Raw genomic sequence first — 18,458 nt, forward strand, 5'->3', positions numbered from 1 at the left:
TGCAAGGATGATCCTGTTCGATGAATGCAGAGCAGGCCAAGCGGCCTGCTCGGGGCGTTGCAATGGCCTGATCGCTGTGCGTTCGGTGCGCAGCGATCAGTGACTCGGATCAGCAGGGAGCGCGGCCGTAGTTGTCCTGGAAGCGCACGATGTCATCCTCGCCGAGGTAGTCTCCACTTTGCACTTCGATCAATACCAGATCGATCACGCCGGGATTCTCCAGGCGGTGTTTGTGGCCAGCAGGAATGAAGGTCGATTCATTGCTGTTGAGCATCATGGTGGTCTCGCCATTGACTACTTGCGCCATGCCGGTCACTACGATCCAGTGCTCGCTGCGGTGATGGTGCATCTGCAGCGACAGCGACGCCCCGGGCTTCACGACGATGCGCTTGATCTTGAAACGGTGGCCTTCCTCGAGGGTGGTATAGGTACCCCAGGGGCGGTGAACCGTACGATGTAACAGGTGTGCGGTGTGACCGTTCTTCTTCAATTGTGCGACGATCTGCTTGACGTCCTGGGTGTGCTCTTTGTGGGCGATCAGCAGGGCGTCGGGCGTATCGACCACGATCAGGTTCTGGACGCCAACCAGGGCCGCCAGGCGCTCCGGGCTATGTACGTAGTTATTGTTGGCGCCGTGGACTAGGACTTCCCCTTCGCAGCGATTGCCGTTCCCGTCTTCGACCGTCAGCTCGCTCAACGCGTTCCAGGAGCCGATGTCGCTCCAGCCCAGATTACAGGGAACGGTGGCGACCTTGTTGGAGCGCTCCATCAGTGCATAGTCGATGGAAATGTCGGGGACGCGCTTGAACGGCTCGCCTTCCAGGGAAAGGCAGCGATGCGACGGGGCCTCGGTCAGGCGGGACTGTGCCAGGGTGGCTGCCACGGCATCATGAACTTCCGGTGCATGAGTCTTCATTTCTTCCAGCAGGGTTCCCACGCGGAAGCAGAACATGCCGGAATTCCAGAAATAGTTGCCTGCGGCGAGGTATTCCTCGGCTTTCTCCAGGCTTGGCTTCTCGACGAAACGTTTGACTTTCAGGCCGCCATCGAGCACATCGCTGTCGCTTTCGATGTAGCCGAAGCCGGTTTCCGGGTACTGCGGCTGAATGCCGAAAGTCACCAGCCAGCCTGCGGCTGCCAGTCGGGTCGCGTTCGCAACCGCTTCGGCAAATGCATCGGTGTGCTTGATCAGGTGATCTGCCGGTAACACCAGCATCAGAGCTTCGGGGCCGTGAGCCTGATTCAGTTGCAGTGCGGCCGACAGGACAGCGGCAGCGGTGTTGCGGCCGAACGGCTCGAGCACATAGCTCAGGCACTCAGCCTGATGCTTGAGCGAACGGTACTCGTCCTCGGTCTTGAAGAACAATTCGCGGTTGGTGACGGTCATCACTTCCGACACGCCATCCAGGGCGACAGCACGGAGCAGCGTCTTCTGCAGGAGATTCTGCCCATCCGGAAGGGGCATGAAGGGTTTGGGGTGCGCCTCGCGCGAAACCGGCCACAACCGGCTGCCTGCGCCGCCGCAAATGATCACTGGGATCAGCATCTATGAAAATTCCTTTGCAAAAGTCGTCCTGCGCTGCGTCACTTGGTAGTGAGTCCCGATCCGGCGGATGGCGAAACTCGAACCTCCAGGCGAGCGCGTAAGATTACCGCAATGGCACCCGATGCTCATAGACCATCCGACCACTGAGCCGGTAATGCGCAGTTACTCCAAGTTTTGGAGTGCCCGGAAATGGTTCGGTTCAAAATGCAAAAAGCCCACCGACCGGTGGGCTTTCTTGAAGTTTGGTGCCGGCACCAGGAGTCGAACCCGGGACCTACTGATTACAAGTCAGTTGCTCTACCAGCTGAGCTATACCGGCAAGGAGGGCGGCCATTATATCTACGCCGTCCTTGGTGTAAACCACTGATTTGTCAGAATGATCCGACCGTTTCTGTCAGTGTCCTCCGGCTGCGGCAGCGCCGGGCTTGGCGCCGAAGGGTGGCTTGGCCAGGCAGATGATCACCAGCATGGCGAGGAACAGCCAGCCGAGCAGGGTGAAGTAGTCGATGGTGCTGATCATGTAGGCCTGGCTTTCCACCATGCGCTCAAGCAGCGCGGCGCTGTGCTGGCCAGGGCCGCCGAGCTGTTCGACGGTGGCGCGGGTGGCCGGGTCGTACTGGCTGATGTTCTCGGTCAGGTAGGCGTGATGCATGGTGGCGCGGCGGTTCCAGATCCAGGTGGTGAGGGACGCGGCGAAGCTGCCCGCCAGCGTCCGCAGGAAGGTCGCCAGGCCGGAGCCGTCGGCGATCTGGTCCGGCGGCAGGTCCGAGAGCAGGATGCTCAGGATCGGCATGAAGAAGAACGCCACGCCCAGGCCCATGAACAACTGCACCAGGGCGATGTGCATATAGTCGACTTCGGTGGTGAAGTCGGCGCGCATGAAGCAGGTCGCCGCCATCGCCAGGAAGGCCAGGCCGGCCAGCAGGCGAAGATCGAAATTGTTCGCGTAGCGTCCGACGAGCGGTGAGAGGAAGACCGGCAGGATGCCGATCGGCGCCGCCGCCAGTCCGGCCCAGGTGGCGGTGTAGCCCATCTGGGTCTGCAGCCATTGCGGAAGCAGCAGGTTCATGCCGAAGAAGCCGGCGTAGCCGCCGACCAGCGCCAGGGTTCCGACGGTGAAGTTGCGGTGCACGAACAGTCGCAGGTTGACGATCGGGTGCTTGTCGGTCAGTTCCCAGATCACGAAGACCGCCAGGGCGATCACCGCGATGACCGTGCCACCGATGATGAAGCCGGATTCGAACCAGTCCAGGTCGTTGCCCTTGTCGAGCACGATCTGCAGGGCGCCGACGCCGATCACCAGCATCGCCAGGCCCATGTAGTCCATGGGCGCGTGCTTGATCACCACCGGGCGGGCGCGCAACTGCTGGTAGACGACCATGGCGGCGAACAGGCCGATGGGCACGTTGATGAAGAAGATCCACGGCCAGCTGTAGCTGTCGGTGATCCAGCCGCCGAGGATCGGCCCGGCGATCGGTGCCACCACCGTGACCATCGCCAGCAGTGCCAGTGCCATCCCCCTTTTCGCCGGGGGATAGATGGAGATCAGCAGGGTCTGGGTGATCGGGTAGAGCGGCCCGGCGACAAAGCCCTGGATGGCGCGGAAGCCGACCAGCATGCCCATCTGCTGAGCTATGCCGCAGAGGAACGAGGCAATCACGAAGAGCAGGGTGGCGGCGATGAACAGGCGTACCTCGCCGACCTTGCGGCTGAGCCAGCCGGTGAGCGGCAGGGCGATGGCGTTGCTCACCGCGAACGAGGTGATGACCCAGGTGCCCTGCTCGGAGCTGACCCCGAGGTTACCGGAGATGGTCGGCAGGGCGACGTTGGCGATGGTGGTGTCGAGCACCTGCATGAAAGTCGCCAGCGACAGGCCGATGGTCGCCATGACCAGGCTGGGCGGGCTGAAACTGCTGCTGTTGGACTGGCTCATGGCGGCGGTCGGATCAGCGCTGCGCGGTGCTGTGGTTGGCGTCGGCCAGGTTGGCCTGGATCAGCTTCTCGATCAGTTGGTCCGCAGAGGCCAATTGTTCCTGGTAGATATCGGTGGAGAACACCGCCTCGTGCGGTGCCTGCTGGGCCAGTGCGGGGCCGCTCTGGTCGTGCAGGCTGACATTGACGTCCATGGACAGGCCGATGCGCAGCGGATTCTTCGCCAGCTCCTCGGCGTTGACGCGGATGCGTACCGGGACGCGCTGGACGATCTTGATCCAGTTGCCGGTGGCGTTCTGCGCTGGCAGCAGGGAGAAGGCGCTGCCGGTGCCGACGCCGAGGCTGTCGACGGTGCCGGAGTACTTCACTTCGCTGCCGTAAAGGTCGGAGCGGATCTCCACCGGCTGGCCGATGCGCATGTGCTTGAGCTGGGTTTCCTTGAAGTTGGCGTCGATCCACACCTGGTCCAGCGGGATCACCGCCATCAGCGCCGCACCCGGCTGCACGCGCTGGCCAACCTGCACGGTGCGCTTGGCGACATAGCCGGTGACCGGCGCGATGATCACCGCGCGGGCGTCGTCCAGGTAGGCCTGGCGCAGCTTGGCGGCGGCGGCTTTGACGTCAGGGTGGGAGGCAATCACGGTGTCGTCGACCAGCGCGCGATTGGTGTCCAGTTGCTGTTCGGAGGTGGTCAGCGAGCTGCGTGCCGTGTCCAGCGCGTCGCGGGCGTGGGCCAGCTCCTCCTGGGAGATGGCGCCGTCGCTCGCCAGATGTTGGCGACGTTTGAAGTCCGCCTCGGCCTTGGTCAGCGCGACTTTCTTCGCGGCCACGTCGGCCTTGTAACCGTCGACGTTGCTGAACAGCCCGCGCACCTGGCGCACGGTGCGGGCCAGGTTGGCTTCGGCCTGCTGCAGGGCGATATCGGCGTCGCTGGGGTCGAATTTCACCAGTACCTGGCCCTTGTGCACCAGGTCGCCGTCATCGGCGCCGATGCTGACCACGGTGCCAGTGATCTGCGGCGTGATCTGCACGATATTGCCGTTCACGTAGGCGTCATCGGTGTCCTCGTGCCAGCGGCCGTAGAGGATTTCCCAGGCGATGCTGGCGAGGCCGGCGAGGATGACGACGGCGAGCAGGATCAGCAGCCAGCGCTTGCGCTTGGGATTGCTGTTCGGGGTTTCTTGGGTGGCGGTGCTCATGTCGGGTGCCTCGTTCAGTGCGCGGCGGCCGCGTTCGCCTGGGCGAGCGGGGCGGGAGTGGAAGTAGTGTCGGGCTGGTAGCCACCGCCCAGGGCCTGGACCAGCTGCACCGAGATATCGATGCGCTGGGCGTCCAGGCTGGCCAGTTGGCGCTCGGTGAGGAGCAACTGCTGCTGCACGCTGAGGGCGTCGAGGTAGTTGCCGACGCCTTCGCCGTAACGGCGCATGGCCAGGTCGAAGTTGGATTTGGCGATGTCGCGGGCATCGCGCTGGTCGTCGAGCTGCTGCTCCAGCGAGCGCAGCTTGCCGAGATCGTCGGCGACCTCGCCGAGGGCGTTGACCAGGGTCTTGTTGTACTGGGCGACGGCGAGGTCGTAGTCGGCGTCCTTCCCGGCCAGGCTGGCGCGCAGGCGGCCGCCATCGAAGATCGGCAGGGAGATCGCCGGGGCGATCTGGAAGAAACGGCTCGGCGCCTTCAGCACGTCGCTGGTGTGCAGGGCGGCCAGGCCGACCATCGCACCCAGATTCACGTTGGGGTAGAACTCGGTCTTCGCCGAGTCGATGCTTTTCGACGCGGCTTCGACCCGCCAGCGCGCGGCGACGATATCCGGGCGCCGCCCCAGCAGCTCAGCCGGCAGGTTCGACGGCAGGCTCAGTGCGCCGGGCTTGAGCTCCTGGGGGCGCTGCAGATCCAGGCCACGGTCCGGACCCTGGCCGAGCAGGACGGCGAGGGCAATGCGGTCGCTGGCGATGTCCTGCTCCGCGGCGGCCAGTTGCTGCTTGGCACTGGCGACCTGGGTTTGCGTCTGCTGCAGTTGGACCTTGCTGTCGAGGCCGGCGTCCATGCGTTTCTGGCTGAGCTGGAACAGATGCTGGGAGCGGTCCAGTTCGTCGCGGGCCAGGTCACGCGCAACGAAGGCGTGGGCCAGTTCGCTGTAGGCGCGGGCGACATTGGTCGAGAGGGTGATCGACGCGGCCTGGCGATCCACCTCGGCTGCGTTGGCCTGGCCGAGGGCCGCTTCCCAGGCGTCGCGCTGGCCGCCCCAGAGATCGAGGTCGTAGCTGAAGCTCATCGACAGGTACTTCACCGCCGAGTAGCGACCGCCCGTCGGTGCCGGCAGGACGCTCTCCGGCGCGCGGATACCGGCATAGCTGGCGCTGCCCTTTACGCTGGGCATGCGTGCGGCGTCCTGCGCTTGCGCGGCGGCGATGGCCTGGCGGGCACGGGCGCTGGCGATATCCAGGTCCGGGGTGCCGCGCAGTGCTTCGCCGATCAGGCTGTCCAGTTGCGGATCACCGAGGCTGGTCCACCAGTGCTCGCTGGGCCATGCGGCCGGCGATAGCGGAGTGCCGTCGAGGCTGACACCCGCCTTCAGGCTGGCGGGGTCGACGGCCTTGCCGCTGGTATCCAGGCCCGAGTAACTGACGCAGCCGGAAAGTCCCAGCATCGCAGCGAACACGGCGGCGGGCAGCAGGGCGATACGAGGGTGGTTCATGTTCATTTCTCCTGCGCCGCGCAATGGGCCGCGGCGCCGTGGGCGCGCAGGATCTTGTCGAGCAGGCCGGTGAGGGTCTGCAGTTCATCGCGGGAGAGGCCGCCAACCAGCTCGTTCATCGCGGCGGCGGCGATGCGCGGCGCTTCGTCGTTCACTGCCTCGCCCGCGGGGCTGAGACTCAGGCGCACACTGCGGCGGTCGTTCTGGCAGGGTTCGCGAACGAGCAGGTCCTTGCGCGCCAGGCGATCAAGCATGCGGGTCATCGAGCCGCTATCGATGGACAGCTCGCGGCACAGCTCGGCCGGAGTGTTGGCGCGCCCCTGGCCAACGAAGAACAGGACCTTGAACTGGGCGGCGGTGATATCCAGGTGTGCCAGGTGCTTGTCCATCAGACGATCCTTGAGGATCGCCGTAGCGCCCAGCAGCTGGCCGATGGAGCCTTTGAACGGAAAGTCCGCGACGTTGTAGTGATTCATGTCAAAACAAAAAGCTGCTTAGGCAGTGAAATGTTTCGAAATGATACTGCCTAGGCAGCGATTGACAAGGCTCAATTGTCGCGATTACGCAACAATCCGTTCGACGAAGCGCTATTGGTTCAGGATTGGCAACACGAATAGCCGATTTCCTACACCGTCGACGGCTCTTTATGCACAAGCAGGAAGGCTATAGGGCGTAAATCGCATATGAGATGTGATAGCAATCACGCAATTCGATAACTATTTGTTTTTAAAGGATTAAAATCGGCTGTACAGAAAATGATCAGATTGTGGCGAGGCGGTCTAGGTGCCCGGCAAGAGGATGTTTTTCCCGGCTTACCAACAGAGTTATCCACAGGTGCTGTGAGTGAATCTCTGGAACGCCCGTCTCAGATGCGTTCGGCCAGCAACAGCAGGTTGCGTGGGGTCATCCGGGCGGCGCAGAAGGCCCCCAGGATGGCGCGATAGCCTTGCTCTTCGAGGAATAGTGCGCGGTCGAGCAGCAGCCATAATTCCATGGGCCGGCGGAACAGTCCGCGCACCAGTTCCAGGTTGCGGACCTGAGCCAGTCGCTGCCAGCCCCTGGCCTCCAGGTCCTTCCAGTCTGCGTCGGTAGGCAGTTCGAGTCCCTTGAGGGCGGCGAGGTCGCGGCAATAGTCGGCGAAGGGCTTGTCCAGCCAGGCCGGCGGCAATGAAGGGGTGGGTAGGTAGTCATCGCTGCGGCGGATATCCCGTTGCAGCAGATCGAAGGCCAGTCGACGTGCCATCGAAGCGTCGCGCTGGCGGCGCACGCGGGCGCCGGCGGTTACGGTTTCGGCCAGCGGCAGGCGCAGGTCGTCCCGCGAGAGCTGAAGGGTGGAGCGTTGCGCGGCGTGCGAAAGCGGCCGGTAGTGCTCGCTATCGATGCGGTTGTAGCAGCACGGTGCCACCGCAAGCTGCCGGCAGCCATGGCGGCTGGCGAGCTGCAACAGGCGTACGTGCAAGTCGCCGCAAGCGTGCAGGGCGACGGCTGTATGCCCGGCTTGCAGGTGCTCATGGGCGCTCGGGGCGAGCACGTCCTGCTGGCGGTGGCGGGCCTGCAACTGAAGCCGGTCGCTCAGGCGCTGGCCGTCTTCCACCAGTGCGCTGTCGAACTCCAGGCTCAGCAGCGGCTTGCCGTCGCGGGCCAGCAGGCGGCCCAGATGGCCTTTGCCGGCGCACCAGTCGAGCCATTGCTGCGGCGCTTCGGTGAAACCCAGGCAACTGGCGAAGGCTTCGATCTGCTGCCATTTGCGGCCGGGAACATCGACGGTCAGCTGGTTTGGCAGCTTGCCCAGCGGTGTTGCCGGGAATGCCCCGATGGCGGACAGCCTGGCTGCCTCGGCGGCCAGGGCGGGAAAGGGCGCAGGGGCGTCGAGATGCTCTGGCTCGTTGTGCACGGCGTCAGCGTCTTCGAGGCTGCGGCTGCGCAGCCAGGCGGCCAATTCCGGGTGGTCGCGTTCCCAGGGTATCTCCTGCATCGTGAAGGGTTTCGGTCGCCACAGTGCCTGGTGTTCCAGCAGGAAGCTGTCCAGCGCGAGGAAGCGCTGGAGCAGGTCGGGGCCGGTGAGGAGAGTGTCGTTCGGAAGCACGATGCGAAGCGGAGGCAAACCACGGGGCGCGCATTATAGCGGCCCCATGGGCGAGTGGTGCGCCGGTCAGCGGCCCTGCATGGAGTCGACCTTCAGCCAGCGTTCCAGCAGGCGGAAGATGCGGGTCAGCAGCAGGGTGATGACCAGGTAGAACACCCCGGCGAGGCAGAAGAACAGCATGGCCTCGTAGGTACGCGCGATGATGGTGCGGGTCATGCCCATGATGTCGAACAGGGTCACGGTGTAGACCACCGCGCTGGCCTTGAGCATGAGGATCACCTCGTTGCTGTAGGCAGGCATGGCGATACGTGCGGCACGCGGCAGGATGATGTGGAACAGCGCCTGGCGGCGGGACATGCCCAGCGCGCGGGCGGCTTCCACTTCACCGACGGGGATGGCGTGGATGGCACCGCGCAGGATTTCGGCGATGTAGGCCGCGGTGTGCAGGGTCATGGTCAGCAGCGCGCACCAGTACGGGTCGCGCAGGTATGGCCAGAGCGGTCCCTTGCGCACGCTCTCGAACTGGGCAAAGCCGTAGTAGACGATGAACAGCTGCAGCAGCAGAGGCGTGCCGCGGAAGAAGAAGATGTAGGCGTAGGGCACTGCGCGCACATACCAGTGCCGCGAGGCGCGGGCGATGCCCAGCGGTACGGCGAGGCACAGGCCGGCGACCACGGCGATGGCCAGCAGCTCCAGGGTCAGGGTGGCGCCCTGGAGCATCTTCGGCAGCCATTTGAGGATCAGCTCGAGATCGGTCATAGCTCGTTCCTCACGAAGCCACGGCCGGCGCGACGCTCGAGGAAGTGCAGGGCGGCCATGATGAAGACGGTCAGGCCCAGGTAGATGAAGGCCGCGGTCATGTAGAAGGTGAAGGGCTCCTTGGTCGCGTTGGAAGCGACCTGGGCCTTGCGCATGATTTCATCGAGGGTGATCAGCGAGACCAGGGCGGTGTCCTTCAGCAGGATCAGATAGAGATTGCCCAGGCCCGGTAGCGCCACGCGCCACACTTGCGGCAGGACGATGCGCCAGAATATCCGTGGAGCCGAGAGGCCCAGCGCCTGGCCTGCCTCGCGATGGCCCTTGGGGATCGCCAGCAGCGCGCCACGGAAGACTTCGGTGGCGTAGGCGCCGAAGCACAGGCCCAGGGCGCAGGTGCCGGCGGCGAAGGGCGAGAGAGCGAATTCGGGGTAGCCGAACAGGTCACCGATGGCGTTGAGGCCGGCCACGGTGCCGAAATAGATCATCAGTACCCAGAGTGTCTCGGGTACGCCGCGCACCACGGTGGTATAGAAGCCGCCGAGCATGCGCAGGAAGCTGTTGTTCGAGGTCTTGGCGACGGCGCCGAGCAGGCCGAGGATCAGTCCCACGCAGACTGCGGCGAGCGAGAGCTTGAGCGTCATCCAGGTGCCGGCGATCAACTGATCGCCAAAGCCGTGCAGGTCGAAAATCATGGGGAGTCACGCCTGAAGGCGCGCGCCGCCCGGCAATGGGCGGCGCGGCACGTGCATCAGTAGATGCTGAAGGGGAAGTACTTGTCGTTGATCTTCTTGTAGGTACCGTCGTCGACGATTTCCTTCAGAGCGGCGTTCAGCTTGTCACGCAGCGGGTCGCCCTTGCGCACGGCGATGCCGATCTTGTCGTTGTCGAACACCGGCTCGCCCTTGAACTCGAAGTCCTTGCCGGCATCGCTCTTCAGCCAGTCGTACTGCACGAACTTGTCGGCCAGCACGCCGTCAAGGCGGCCCGAGGACAGGTCGAGGTAGGCGTTTTCCTGGGTGTCGTACAGTTTGATGGTGACGGTGTCGGCCATGTTGTCCTCAAGCCAGGTACCGGCGATGGTCGCGCGTTGCGCACCGATCACCTTGCCCTTGAGGTAGCCCTTGTCGGTCTTGAAGTCGGTCGACTTCGGCGCCACGAACTGCAGCTTGTTGGTGTAGTAGGGGTTGGTGAAGTCGACGGCCTGCTTGCGCTCGTCGGTAATCGACATGGACGCGACGATGAAGTCGAACTTCTTGGCGTTCAGTGCCGGAATGATGCCGTCCCAGTCGGAGGTGACGACGTCGCATTCGGTCTTCATCTTGGCGCACAGCGCCTTGCCGATCTCGATGTCGAAACCGACAACCTGGCCGCTGGCGTCGATGCCGTTGAAGGGCGGGTAGGCGCCTTCGGTACCGATGCGCAGTTTGTCCGCGGCGATGGCCTGGCTCCCCAGTGCAAAGGTGGCCGCGATAGCCAGAACGATCTTCTTATAGTTGTTCATGCAGTGATGCTCCGTTAGCGGTGGCTGGACATGAATTGTTTACAGCGTGCCGATTGCGGGTTGTCAAATACCTGCTGCGGCGGTCCCTGCTCTTCTACCAGGCCCTGGTGGAGGAACACCACCTCGCTGGACACCTGGCGGGCAAAGTTCATTTCATGGGTCACCAGCAGCATGGTGCGACCCTCCTCGGCGAGCGCGCGGATAACGCTAAGCACTTCCTGGACCATTTCCGGGTCCAGTGCCGACGTCGGCTCGTCGAACAGGATGACCTTGGGCTGCATCGCCAGGGTGCGGGCGATGGCGGCGCGTTGCTGCTGGCCACCGGAAAGCTGCGCGGGGAAGCTGTGGCGCTTGTCGGAGATGCCGACCTTGGCCAGCAGGGCCTCGGCGATCTCGGTGGCTTCGGCCTTGGTCTTGCCCAGCACACGGCGCGGCGCCTCGATGATGTTGTCGAGGATGCTCATGTGCGGCCAGAGGTTGAAGTTCTGGAAGACGAAGCCCAGTTCGCTGCGCAGTCGGTTGATCTGCTTGCTGTCGGAGGCGATCAGCGAGCCGTCCTTGGACTTCTTCAGCTTGAGTTCTTCGCCGGCGACCAGGATCTGGCCCTGGTGCGGGTTTTCCAGCAGGTTGATGCAGCGCAGGAACGTGGATTTACCGGAACCGGAAGAGCCGAGAATGGAAATCACATCGCCGTCGCGGGCGGTCAGGGAAATGCCTTTGAGCACTTCCAGGTCACCGTAACGCTTGTGCAGGTTACGGATTTCCAATGCGGGTATGGCCGTGGCCATAGGGGGCTCCTCTATTGTTATTCGGACGCTTTCGCAGCAGGCTTTCACAGCAGTTCGCTGCAGAATCGGGGCCATCCTGGCGAGGGGCAACCTAACACGCACTCCGGGGTGCGCCAAGCGCCCATCTGCCGCGGTCGTCGGCTGTAGTGGCAAGTTGTCGCATTGCCGCTCGGCGTTGTCGCCTGGGCTGAACTAGCTGCGCCGGATCAGGGCGTCGGCTGATGGCGCGGGGGCGCGATAGTGCCAGTTTGGACCGACCAGTAAAAGCCCGGCGGCGCTGGGGCCGCCGGTTGGGTCACTGCATCATCTGTCGCAGTTGCGGGCTCGGGTCTTCGATCGCTTCGGCGGGGGTGATGTCGTCCTGGGATTCCGGAGGCTGGCTGGCCATCAGGTTCGGGTGCCCGGAAAGACGCGGGATCGGCAGTGGCTTGGCGTCGGCCAGGCCGGTACCGCCAGCCTCGGTGGCATTGATCGTCGATTTGCGCGGCTGGGTCAGCACGTGGAAGTCGGTGATCTCGATGATGCCCTTGCCTTCGGCCAGCAGGTGGAAGGAGAAGGCCTTGCGCGCCTCCTCGTTGTCGAAGCCGAAGGTCACTTCCAGCGGCTGGTTGCGCTTGACCAGCGGGAGTTCGGGAATCTCGATCGGCACCGGCTTTTCGAAGGAGCGCGTCTTGAGCGTCACTTTCGCCCCATTGGCGTCCATCTGGATCGCGCGGATCTTCAGGCTCACCGTGGTGTGGGTGTTGGCCGGGAACTCCAGGTACTGCGCGCCGATCAGGTTGTCGGTGTACTCGTTGTCGATCTGCGGCTTCAGGCGGATGCGTTCCTTGGTCGCGAACTGGTATTCGCGGGCCGACTGAGCCTTGGTTACCGACTGGTCGAGGATATCGGCGCGGGCGGTCATCAGGCGGGCGTCACGGCCACTGAAGCGGCCGACGAACTTGGCGCTGTCGGCGATGAAGCCGTCACTCTGGTAGCGCCGGCAGACCTGCTGGAAGTCGCACTCGGTGAAGTTGCCCTTGCCGTCGTGGTAACGCTGCATGCCGTTGGTGAAGGAGACCATCTCCCGTCCATTGGTGTATTCGCGGAACAGCGAGCGGCCGGCGATATCCTGCGGCGCCTTGATGGCGAAGTAGTCGAGCACCGAGGACTCCAGGTCGACGTGGCCGTAGACGCCAGCCTTCACGGGCGGCAAAGCGGCCTGTTCCGGTGCAAGGATCAGGTTCAGGCCCCAGGCCGAGGCAAGGCGCACGTTGTCGATGCCGTGGGATTCGTCGGAGGTGACGATCACCAGGGTGTCCTTCAGCACGCCTTTTTCTTCCAGGCCCTTGAGGAAGGCGTCGACGGCGTCGTCCAGGTAGGCGACGGCCGCCTGGCGTGGCGTCGGGTACTTGGCCAGGTATTCCGGGGTGGCCGAATACGGCTGGTGGGTGCCGACGGTGAGCAGGGTGAGCATCCACGGCTGTTTCTTCTGGCGCAGCTGGCCGACATAGTCCAGCGCCCCTTCGAAGAAGGCCTTGTCATCCATGCCCCAGGCGAATTCCAGGTAGGGCTTCTTCTTGAACCAGTCGCGGCCCAGGGTCTTGTCGAAGCCCATGGCCGGCATCACCTTGTCCTTGGCCATGAAGCGCAGCCCGGCGCCCTGAAGGAAGTGGGTGCTGAAGCCGGCCTGGTGCATCTGCGCCGGCAGGCATTCGGCGGCACGGGTCGGATTGCCCAGCAGCTCGACGCCCTTGGGCGTGCCGTTGTCGAGCTTGCTGTAGTCACCGCAGAGCATGGCGTAGAGGCCGCGGATGGTCTGGTGGCTGTGCACCACGTAGTCCGGGGTGGTCATGGCGCGCTCGGCCCAGGTGCTCAGGCGCGGCATCATGGATTCTTCGTAGCTGCTGCTCAATGCGGCACGGTTGGTGGCCACGTAGGCGCCAGGAATACCTTCCATGGCGATGATCAGCACGTTCTTCGCCTGGCCGCGGCCGGCCAGCAGCGGCGTTCCATTGAGGTCATGCTGGGTCAGGCCGGTGACGTCCGGGCGGACTTCAGGAAGGTCGCGGTCGCGCCAGTCCTGATAGGCGATCTCGCCACTGGTGACAGCGCGGGAGACGAGTTGGTGCGGCAGGTTGAACTGCTTCCACATTTCCGCATCGCTGGGCTGGAAGTACTGCACCGCGGCATGGCTTGCCAGCAGAACCGCGGGCACGGCATAGGCGTAGCGCGGCAGCGGCTTCTCGCGGCGGCGCCAGAGCAATGCGCTGAGCAGGATGCCGGCGCCGATCAGGATCGCCAGGTGCAGGTGGTTGAGGCCGCCGCCCTCGGTGGAGTTGGCGACGAAGGTCGGGTCGGCGAGGAAGTGCAGGTCTTCCGGTGCGGGCATGCGGCCCACGGCGCTGACCAGCTCGGCGGTGCCGATTACCGACAGTGCCCAGACCAGCATGAGCGGAAGGGCGATGAACAGTCGGCGGTTGTGCAGGGCGACGACCAGCAGTGTGCCGAGTGCCAGGTCCGACAGGTAGCCCAGCGGGGAACCCCAGCCAAGGCTGTAGCGGCCGACCAGAGGGACCAGCAGGAAGAGGGCAGACAGGGAAACCAGGTTGCCCCGGGAATTCCACCAGCTAATGAGTTTGCGCACAGTGACTCCGCTACCAAACATCGAATCCCGGAGGGTATCCCACTGATGTGTGGAAATCGCCCGGATGGTCATGATTCTGAAAGATCGGTGTGCTATGTGCCAGTAGACACTGTACTTAGGCAAACATTCGATACGAATCGCGGGAGCGAGCCAGGGCGGGGGAGTGACTTGTTCGGACGGGAATGAAAAAGCCCCTGAAATCTCGCGATTTCAGGGGCTTTTCGGAAGGCTTGGTGCCCAGGGACGGAATCGAACCGCCGACACGGGGATTTTCAATCCCCTGCTCTACCAACTGAGCTACCTGGGCAACGTGGCGCGCATTAAAAGGGTTTTCGGAAAGGGTGTCAAGCGTGCCGCGAAAAAATTTTTCAAATAATACCGAAGCTTACGCGCTGGGCGGGACGTAGCCCTCGGCCTGTGCGTATTCCTCGCCGGAGAGGAACTTGTCCATTTCGGCGGTGAGGAACTTGCGATCCTCGGCGTTCATCATGTTCAGGCGACGCTCGTTGATCAGCATGGTCTGGTGCTTCTGCCATTCGTCCCAGGCTTTCTTCGAAACGTGTTCGAAGATGTCCTGGCCCTTGGCTCCGGGATAGGGCGCGCGATCGAGGCCGGGCAGCTCTTCTTTGAATTTGCGGCACATCACCAGTCGGGTCATGACATTTCTCCTGCGTTCAACACGTCGGCGGCTCGTTTGAGCAGCTTCTTCACCGGGGCGGCAAGGCCGAGCCGCGGCGGGGTGGCGAGGTTATACCAGAGCCAGTCGGCCTCGGCCACGGCGGGGGCTGCGTCCTCGACGCGCACCAGCCAGGGCTCGATGGCCAGCTGGAAGTGGCTGAAAGTATGGGTCAGGCCGGGCAGCTCGCGGCGCTCGCCCAGGCGCAGGGCGTGGCGCTGGGCCAGCGGGTCGAGGGCGGCCAGGTCGTCCAGCTCGGGGAAGCTCCACAGACCCCCCCAGAGACCGGTCGACGGGCGGCGATAGAGCAGGATGTCTCCCTCGCGGTTGGCCAGGATCGGCATCAGCGTGCGCTTCTGCGGCAGCGCCTTGCGCGGCTTGGACACCGGGAAGTCGGTCTCGCGGCCGAGGAAGTGCGCACGGCAGCCCTCGCGCAGCGGGCAGAGCAGACAGCTCGGCTTGCTGCGGGTACAGAGGGTGGCGCCCAGGTCCATCATCGCCTGGGTGTAGTGGTTGACCCGCTCGTGCGGGGTGAAGCGCTCGGCGGCCTCCCACAGCTGCTTGGCCACCTTGGGCTCGCCCGGGTAGCCGTCGCAGGCGAGGTAGCGAGCCAGTACGCGCTTGACGTTGCCGTCGAGAATCGGCGCGCGCAGGCCCATGGAGATGCTGGCGATGGCGCCGGCGGTGGAGCGGCCGATGCCGGGCAACTCGGCGAGCTGCTCGACGTCACGGGGGAATTCTCCGCCGTGCTGTTCCATCACCGTCTTCGCCGTCTTGTGCAGGTTGCGGGCGCGGGTGTAGTAGCCCAGCCCGGTCCACAGGTGCAGCACTTCGTCTTCCGGCGCGTTGGCGAGATCCGCCACCGTCGGCAGCGCCGTCATGAAGCGGTCGTAGTAGCCCATCACGGTGCTGACCTGGGTTTGCTGCAGCATGATTTCCGAAACCCACACCCGGTAGGGCGTGATGTTCTGCTGCCAGGGCAGGTCATGGCGGCCGTGCGTGTCGAACCAGTCGAGCACGGCCGAATTGAAGCTTTGCGGGGTCACTTCTTGAACAGCCCTTTGAGTGCGTCTTTGAGTTCGGGACTGACCTTGTCGCCGAGCTTCTCTTCGAGTTTCTGGTTCAGCCGGTCCCCGGCCAACCGTGCGGCGATCTTGCCGATGCCGTCCTTGTCCAGGCGGCAGGCCTTGGCGCCCAGCTCCAGCGGGCCGCGGCAGCGTAGCGGCCATTCGATGCCGACGTAGCGCTTGTTCACTTCGCAGGCCGGGTCGGGCATGTCGCTCTTGTCACCTTCGATGGTCACGCCAACGCGATAGTCCATGCCCAGCACGCGCAGGTCGAGGTCGCCGTCAGCCTTGACGGTCAGGCCGGGGATGCTGGCCTTGAGGTCGGGGTTGCTGGCCACGCCGTTGCGGAAGGTGAGGTTGCCCTGCAGTTCGCGGAACGGCGTGTCCTTGCCGCCGTGCTCGGCGCTGAGCGACTTGCGGTTGAGCGTGGCGATGCCCTGGCACAGCTGTTGTTCCAGGTTGGCATTGAGCAGCACGCCCTGGGTCAGGACGAAGCGCGCGGTGCCGTTGAGGTTGTCGATCCAGGCCTTTTGACTGTTGCCCTGGGTGCTGATGTCGGCATCCAGGTCCAGCAGGCCCTTCACCGGCGGCTTCTGGCCCTGGGATTCGAGCAGGCGCTCCACCGGCACGTCGGCGATATGCTTCTTCGCCTGCAGGGTCGGTACGTCCTGGCGCACGTCAAGCGTCGCGGTAGCGTTGAACTTGCCGTCGTAGAGCTCGCCGCGCAGGTCGTCGAGGTTGAGCAGGCCGCCCTGCCCGCGCAGCTTGAGCACGGCGTTGTCGATGGGCAGCTTGTCCAGGGTCAGTTGGCCTAGGGTCAGCCCGGTGTCCAGGTCCAGCGCGCGCAGGCGGGCGACAGGCAGCAGCGGGGCGTCGCTCCAGGCCTGCTGGGTCGGTTGGCTGGGCAGCGGGGTGTCGCCCTTGATGGCGCTTTGCTCGGTGCTCGCGACTTCCGCTTTGCGTGCGCTGTTGCTGGCGTCCTGGGCCTGCTTCACCTTGGCGGGCAGGTAGCGGTCGAGATTCAGCTTGTCGCCGGCCAGCTGCGCGCGGATGGCCTGCTTGCTGAAGTCGGCGAGGCCGAGGCTGCCGCTGAAGGTGCTGTCGTCCAGCTTCAGCTTGATATCGTTCAAGGCCAGGCTGTTGCGGGTGCCGCTGATGCGGGCGGCCAGCTCCAGCTTGGTCAGGGTGGTGGTGTCGGCCATTTCCGGCAGGGTCTGGCCAATGCCTTCGAGGAACTCACGCAGGTTGAATGGCGCCAGGGACAGGCCGCCATCGAACTTCGGCTCCTTGTCCAATTCGCGGGCTTTGATCTCGCCCAGTGCGCGCAGCTGATTGACGCTGACTTTCAGGCCATTCCACTCGGCAACCTGGGCCGCCTGGTCGAGTACCAGCTGGCCCTGGGCGCTGTAGTTGGCGGTCTTGCCCTGGAACGGATCGCCGGAGACTTCGCCGGAAAGCTTGGCGTCTTCGAGCTGATAGCGCTTGAGCGCGCGGTCGAAGCGCAGGTTGCCGGTCAGCTCGGTGCGGGCGCGGATCACCGGCTGGTTGGTGCCCAGGTAGGCGCTGAGCTTGAGCGGGATATTGCTGCCTTCGCGGATTGCGCCGGTGCTCAGCTCGATACCTTCAACGCTGTAGTTCTTGCCGCTCTGGGCGTCGGCGTAGTCGATGCGGGCGTTCTTCACGCTCAGGCTGTCGATATCCAGCTTCATTGCCTGGTGGGATTGCTGCGCGTCCGCCTTGGCCTGTTCGCTCGGTGCTGGAGCAGGCTGTGCAGCGGGTGGCGTGCCGTTGGCCGGTGGCAGGGGCTTGCCGATCGTTTCCCAGTTGCCGACGCCGTTCTTGTCCTTGTTCAGGGAAAGTGTCAGGCCTTCGACGCGGATGTCGCTCATCTGCACTTCCTTGCGCAGCAGCGGCAGCACGCGCACGGACATGGCCAGCAGTTGTGCGTCGGCGAACGGCTTGTCCGGTGCCTGCAGGCTCGCCACGCTGGTGTCATGCAGCTCCAGGCCGAGCCAGGGGAACAGGCTCCAGCCGATGTCGCCCTTCAGGTTCAGTTCGAGGTTGGCCTTGTCCCGGGCGAGCTGGCGGATCTCGTCCTTGTAGTCGTTCGGATCGAAGAAATGGGTCAGCACGAAGCCGGCGGCGACGATGAGCAGCAGCAGGACCAGGGCAATGATGCCGATGATTTTGCCGAACGCTTTCATGGACGGGTCCTTGTTCAGGCGGCGAATGGAATGGCGAGAAAGTATACCAATGACGGGCCGGCACCCCAGCCCGCAAGGCAAGGTGCCGCTACTGCGGGTTTGGAACGGGGACGCGGCGCTCGGTTCCCGCCTTGAGCGAGATCAGGTCGTTTCCAGTGTCAGGCCGAGATGCTCGGCAAAGGCAGCCACGTCGTGCTGGCCCTCCGGCGCTGCCAGCCGCAGCGCGGCGCCCTGCAGCACGGCCAGGCGCTGCGCTTCTTCGAGCAGGCGGCGGGCCACGCCGCGATTGCGGGTGAGCTGGCGTACACAGAGGCGGGAAAGTCGCCAGGTATCGCTGTCACGCTCGATCCAGGCGGCGCCCAGCAGGCGATCGTTGAAGCGCCCGGTGAACAGCTGGCCTTCGGCAAGCCCGCGCTCGACCAGTTCGGCGGCGTCGGCGAAGGGCGCCAGCAGCCATTGTGGCGCATCGACGTAGATCTTCAGCAGGTCCTGGCGGTCCTGGTCGCTGGGCTGGGTCAGGTGCTGGACGACGACGGGCATGGGCGATCCTCGTGTTCGGGGCGCGCAGTTTAGGACCA

At 64.3% G+C, this 18,458-nt stretch carries 15 protein-coding genes and 2 tRNA genes; all 17 read right to left on the reverse strand.

The window, feature by feature from the left end:
• Positions 1-109: 109 nt before the first annotated feature.
• The 17 genes from N5C91_RS01190 to N5C91_RS01270 all read right to left on the reverse strand — a co-directional run bounded on the left by N5C91_RS01190 (position 110) and on the right by N5C91_RS01270 (position 18,420).
• Positions 110-1,546 (reverse strand): mannose-1-phosphate guanylyltransferase/mannose-6-phosphate isomerase, encoded by a 1,437-nt coding sequence (locus N5C91_RS01190; RefSeq protein WP_279827107.1) that lies wholly within the window; start codon positions 1,544-1,546, stop codon positions 110-112.
• Positions 1,547-1,789: 243 nt separating this feature from the next.
• A tRNA-Thr gene (locus N5C91_RS01195) sits at positions 1,790-1,865 on the reverse strand.
• A gap of 75 nt (positions 1,866-1,940) precedes the next feature.
• Entirely contained in the window at positions 1,941-3,479 is a 1,539-nt protein-coding gene (locus N5C91_RS01200; RefSeq protein ID WP_279827108.1) for a DHA2 family efflux MFS transporter permease subunit, read from the reverse strand.
• 13 nt (positions 3,480-3,492) lie between these two features.
• Positions 3,493-4,677 (reverse strand): efflux RND transporter periplasmic adaptor subunit, encoded by a 1,185-nt coding sequence (locus tag N5C91_RS01205; RefSeq protein WP_236199159.1) that lies wholly within the window; start codon positions 4,675-4,677, stop codon positions 3,493-3,495.
• 14 nt (positions 4,678-4,691) lie between these two features.
• On the reverse strand, positions 4,692-6,179 hold the full coding sequence (locus tag N5C91_RS01210; protein ID WP_279827111.1) for an efflux transporter outer membrane subunit: 1,488 nt from the start codon (positions 6,177-6,179) through the stop codon (positions 4,692-4,694).
• On the reverse strand, positions 6,176-6,649 hold the full coding sequence (locus N5C91_RS01215) for a MarR family transcriptional regulator (RefSeq protein WP_236171129.1): 474 nt from the start codon (positions 6,647-6,649) through the stop codon (positions 6,176-6,178). The genes N5C91_RS01210 and N5C91_RS01215 overlap by 4 nt, the downstream gene beginning before the upstream one ends.
• A gap of 389 nt (positions 6,650-7,038) precedes the next feature.
• The gene (locus N5C91_RS01220; RefSeq protein ID WP_279827116.1) at positions 7,039-8,259 is read right to left on the reverse strand and encodes a methyltransferase; all 1,221 of its coding nucleotides are present in this window, start codon (positions 8,257-8,259) and stop codon (positions 7,039-7,041) included.
• Between the two features lie 66 nt (positions 8,260-8,325).
• Positions 8,326-9,018: an ABC transporter permease gene (locus N5C91_RS01225; protein WP_024762234.1), complete on the reverse strand. Its 693-nt coding sequence runs from the start codon at positions 9,016-9,018 to the stop codon at positions 8,326-8,328.
• On the reverse strand, positions 9,015-9,710 hold the full coding sequence (locus N5C91_RS01230) for an ABC transporter permease (RefSeq protein ID WP_169935796.1): 696 nt from the start codon (positions 9,708-9,710) through the stop codon (positions 9,015-9,017). The genes N5C91_RS01225 and N5C91_RS01230 overlap by 4 nt, the downstream gene beginning before the upstream one ends.
• A gap of 56 nt (positions 9,711-9,766) precedes the next feature.
• Complete coding sequence (locus N5C91_RS01235; RefSeq protein ID WP_236171132.1) at positions 9,767-10,519, reverse strand: ABC transporter substrate-binding protein; 753 nt, start codon at positions 10,517-10,519, stop codon at positions 9,767-9,769.
• Between the two features lie 14 nt (positions 10,520-10,533).
• The gene (locus tag N5C91_RS01240) at positions 10,534-11,307 is read right to left on the reverse strand and encodes an ABC transporter ATP-binding protein (RefSeq protein WP_236171133.1); all 774 of its coding nucleotides are present in this window, start codon (positions 11,305-11,307) and stop codon (positions 10,534-10,536) included.
• A gap of 295 nt (positions 11,308-11,602) precedes the next feature.
• Positions 11,603-13,933 (reverse strand): LTA synthase family protein, encoded by a 2,331-nt coding sequence (locus tag N5C91_RS01245; protein ID WP_236171134.1) that lies wholly within the window; start codon positions 13,931-13,933, stop codon positions 11,603-11,605.
• 231 nt (positions 13,934-14,164) lie between these two features.
• Positions 14,165-14,240: transfer RNA gene (locus N5C91_RS01250), tRNA-Phe, on the reverse strand.
• A 78-nt stretch (positions 14,241-14,318) separates the two neighbouring features.
• Positions 14,319-14,591: an oxidative damage protection protein gene (locus tag N5C91_RS01255; protein WP_236171135.1), complete on the reverse strand. Its 273-nt coding sequence runs from the start codon at positions 14,589-14,591 to the stop codon at positions 14,319-14,321.
• Positions 14,588-15,655, reverse strand: a complete 1,068-nt coding sequence (mutY, locus tag N5C91_RS01260; protein WP_279827133.1) for an A/G-specific adenine glycosylase — start codon at positions 15,653-15,655, stop codon at positions 14,588-14,590. Before mutY ends, N5C91_RS01255 begins: the two co-directional genes overlap by 4 nt.
• Positions 15,652-17,880 carry an AsmA family protein gene (locus N5C91_RS01265; protein WP_279827136.1) on the reverse strand — a complete coding sequence of 743 codons (2,229 nt, stop codon included), beginning with the start codon at positions 17,878-17,880 and terminating at the stop codon, positions 15,652-15,654. Before N5C91_RS01265 ends, mutY begins: the two co-directional genes overlap by 4 nt.
• Positions 17,881-18,021: 141 nt before the next feature.
• Entirely contained in the window at positions 18,022-18,420 is a 399-nt protein-coding gene (locus N5C91_RS01270; protein WP_279827139.1) for an acetyl-CoA sensor PanZ family protein, read from the reverse strand.
• Positions 18,421-18,458: the final 38 nt, after the last annotated feature.

This window comes from Pseudomonas sp. GD03903 (assembly GCF_029840045.1).
Classification (GTDB): Bacteria; Pseudomonadota; Gammaproteobacteria; order Pseudomonadales; family Pseudomonadaceae; genus Pseudomonas; species Pseudomonas pseudonitroreducens.

Bases quoted from the DNA above. Each gene is read 5' to 3' on its own strand.
- N5C91_RS01225 (WP_024762234.1), bottom strand. From the start codon at position 9,018: ATGACCGATCTCGAGCTGATCCTCAAATGGCTGCCGAAGATGCTCCAG.
- N5C91_RS01235 (WP_236171132.1), bottom strand. From the start codon at position 10,519: ATGAACAACTATAAGAAGATCGTTCTGGCTATCGCGGCCACCTTTGCA.
- N5C91_RS01240 (WP_236171133.1), bottom strand. From the start codon at position 11,307: ATGGCCACGGCCATACCCGCATTGGAAATCCGTAACCTGCACAAGCGT.
- N5C91_RS01210 (WP_279827111.1), bottom strand. From the start codon at position 6,179: ATGAACATGAACCACCCTCGTATCGCCCTGCTGCCCGCCGCCGTGTTC.
- N5C91_RS01205 (WP_236199159.1), bottom strand. From the start codon at position 4,677: ATGAGCACCGCCACCCAAGAAACCCCGAACAGCAATCCCAAGCGCAAG.
- N5C91_RS01265 (WP_279827136.1), bottom strand. From the start codon at position 17,880: ATGAAAGCGTTCGGCAAAATCATCGGCATCATTGCCCTGGTCCTGCTG.
- N5C91_RS01230 (WP_169935796.1), bottom strand. From the start codon at position 9,710: ATGATTTTCGACCTGCACGGCTTTGGCGATCAGTTGATCGCCGGCACC.
- N5C91_RS01270 (WP_279827139.1), bottom strand. From the start codon at position 18,420: ATGCCCGTCGTCGTCCAGCACCTGACCCAGCCCAGCGACCAGGACCGC.
- N5C91_RS01255 (WP_236171135.1), bottom strand. From the start codon at position 14,591: ATGACCCGACTGGTGATGTGCCGCAAATTCAAAGAAGAGCTGCCCGGC.
- N5C91_RS01190 (WP_279827107.1), bottom strand. From the start codon at position 1,546: ATGCTGATCCCAGTGATCATTTGCGGCGGCGCAGGCAGCCGGTTGTGG.
- N5C91_RS01215 (WP_236171129.1), bottom strand. From the start codon at position 6,649: ATGAATCACTACAACGTCGCGGACTTTCCGTTCAAAGGCTCCATCGGC.
- N5C91_RS01200 (WP_279827108.1), bottom strand. From the start codon at position 3,479: ATGAGCCAGTCCAACAGCAGCAGTTTCAGCCCGCCCAGCCTGGTCATG.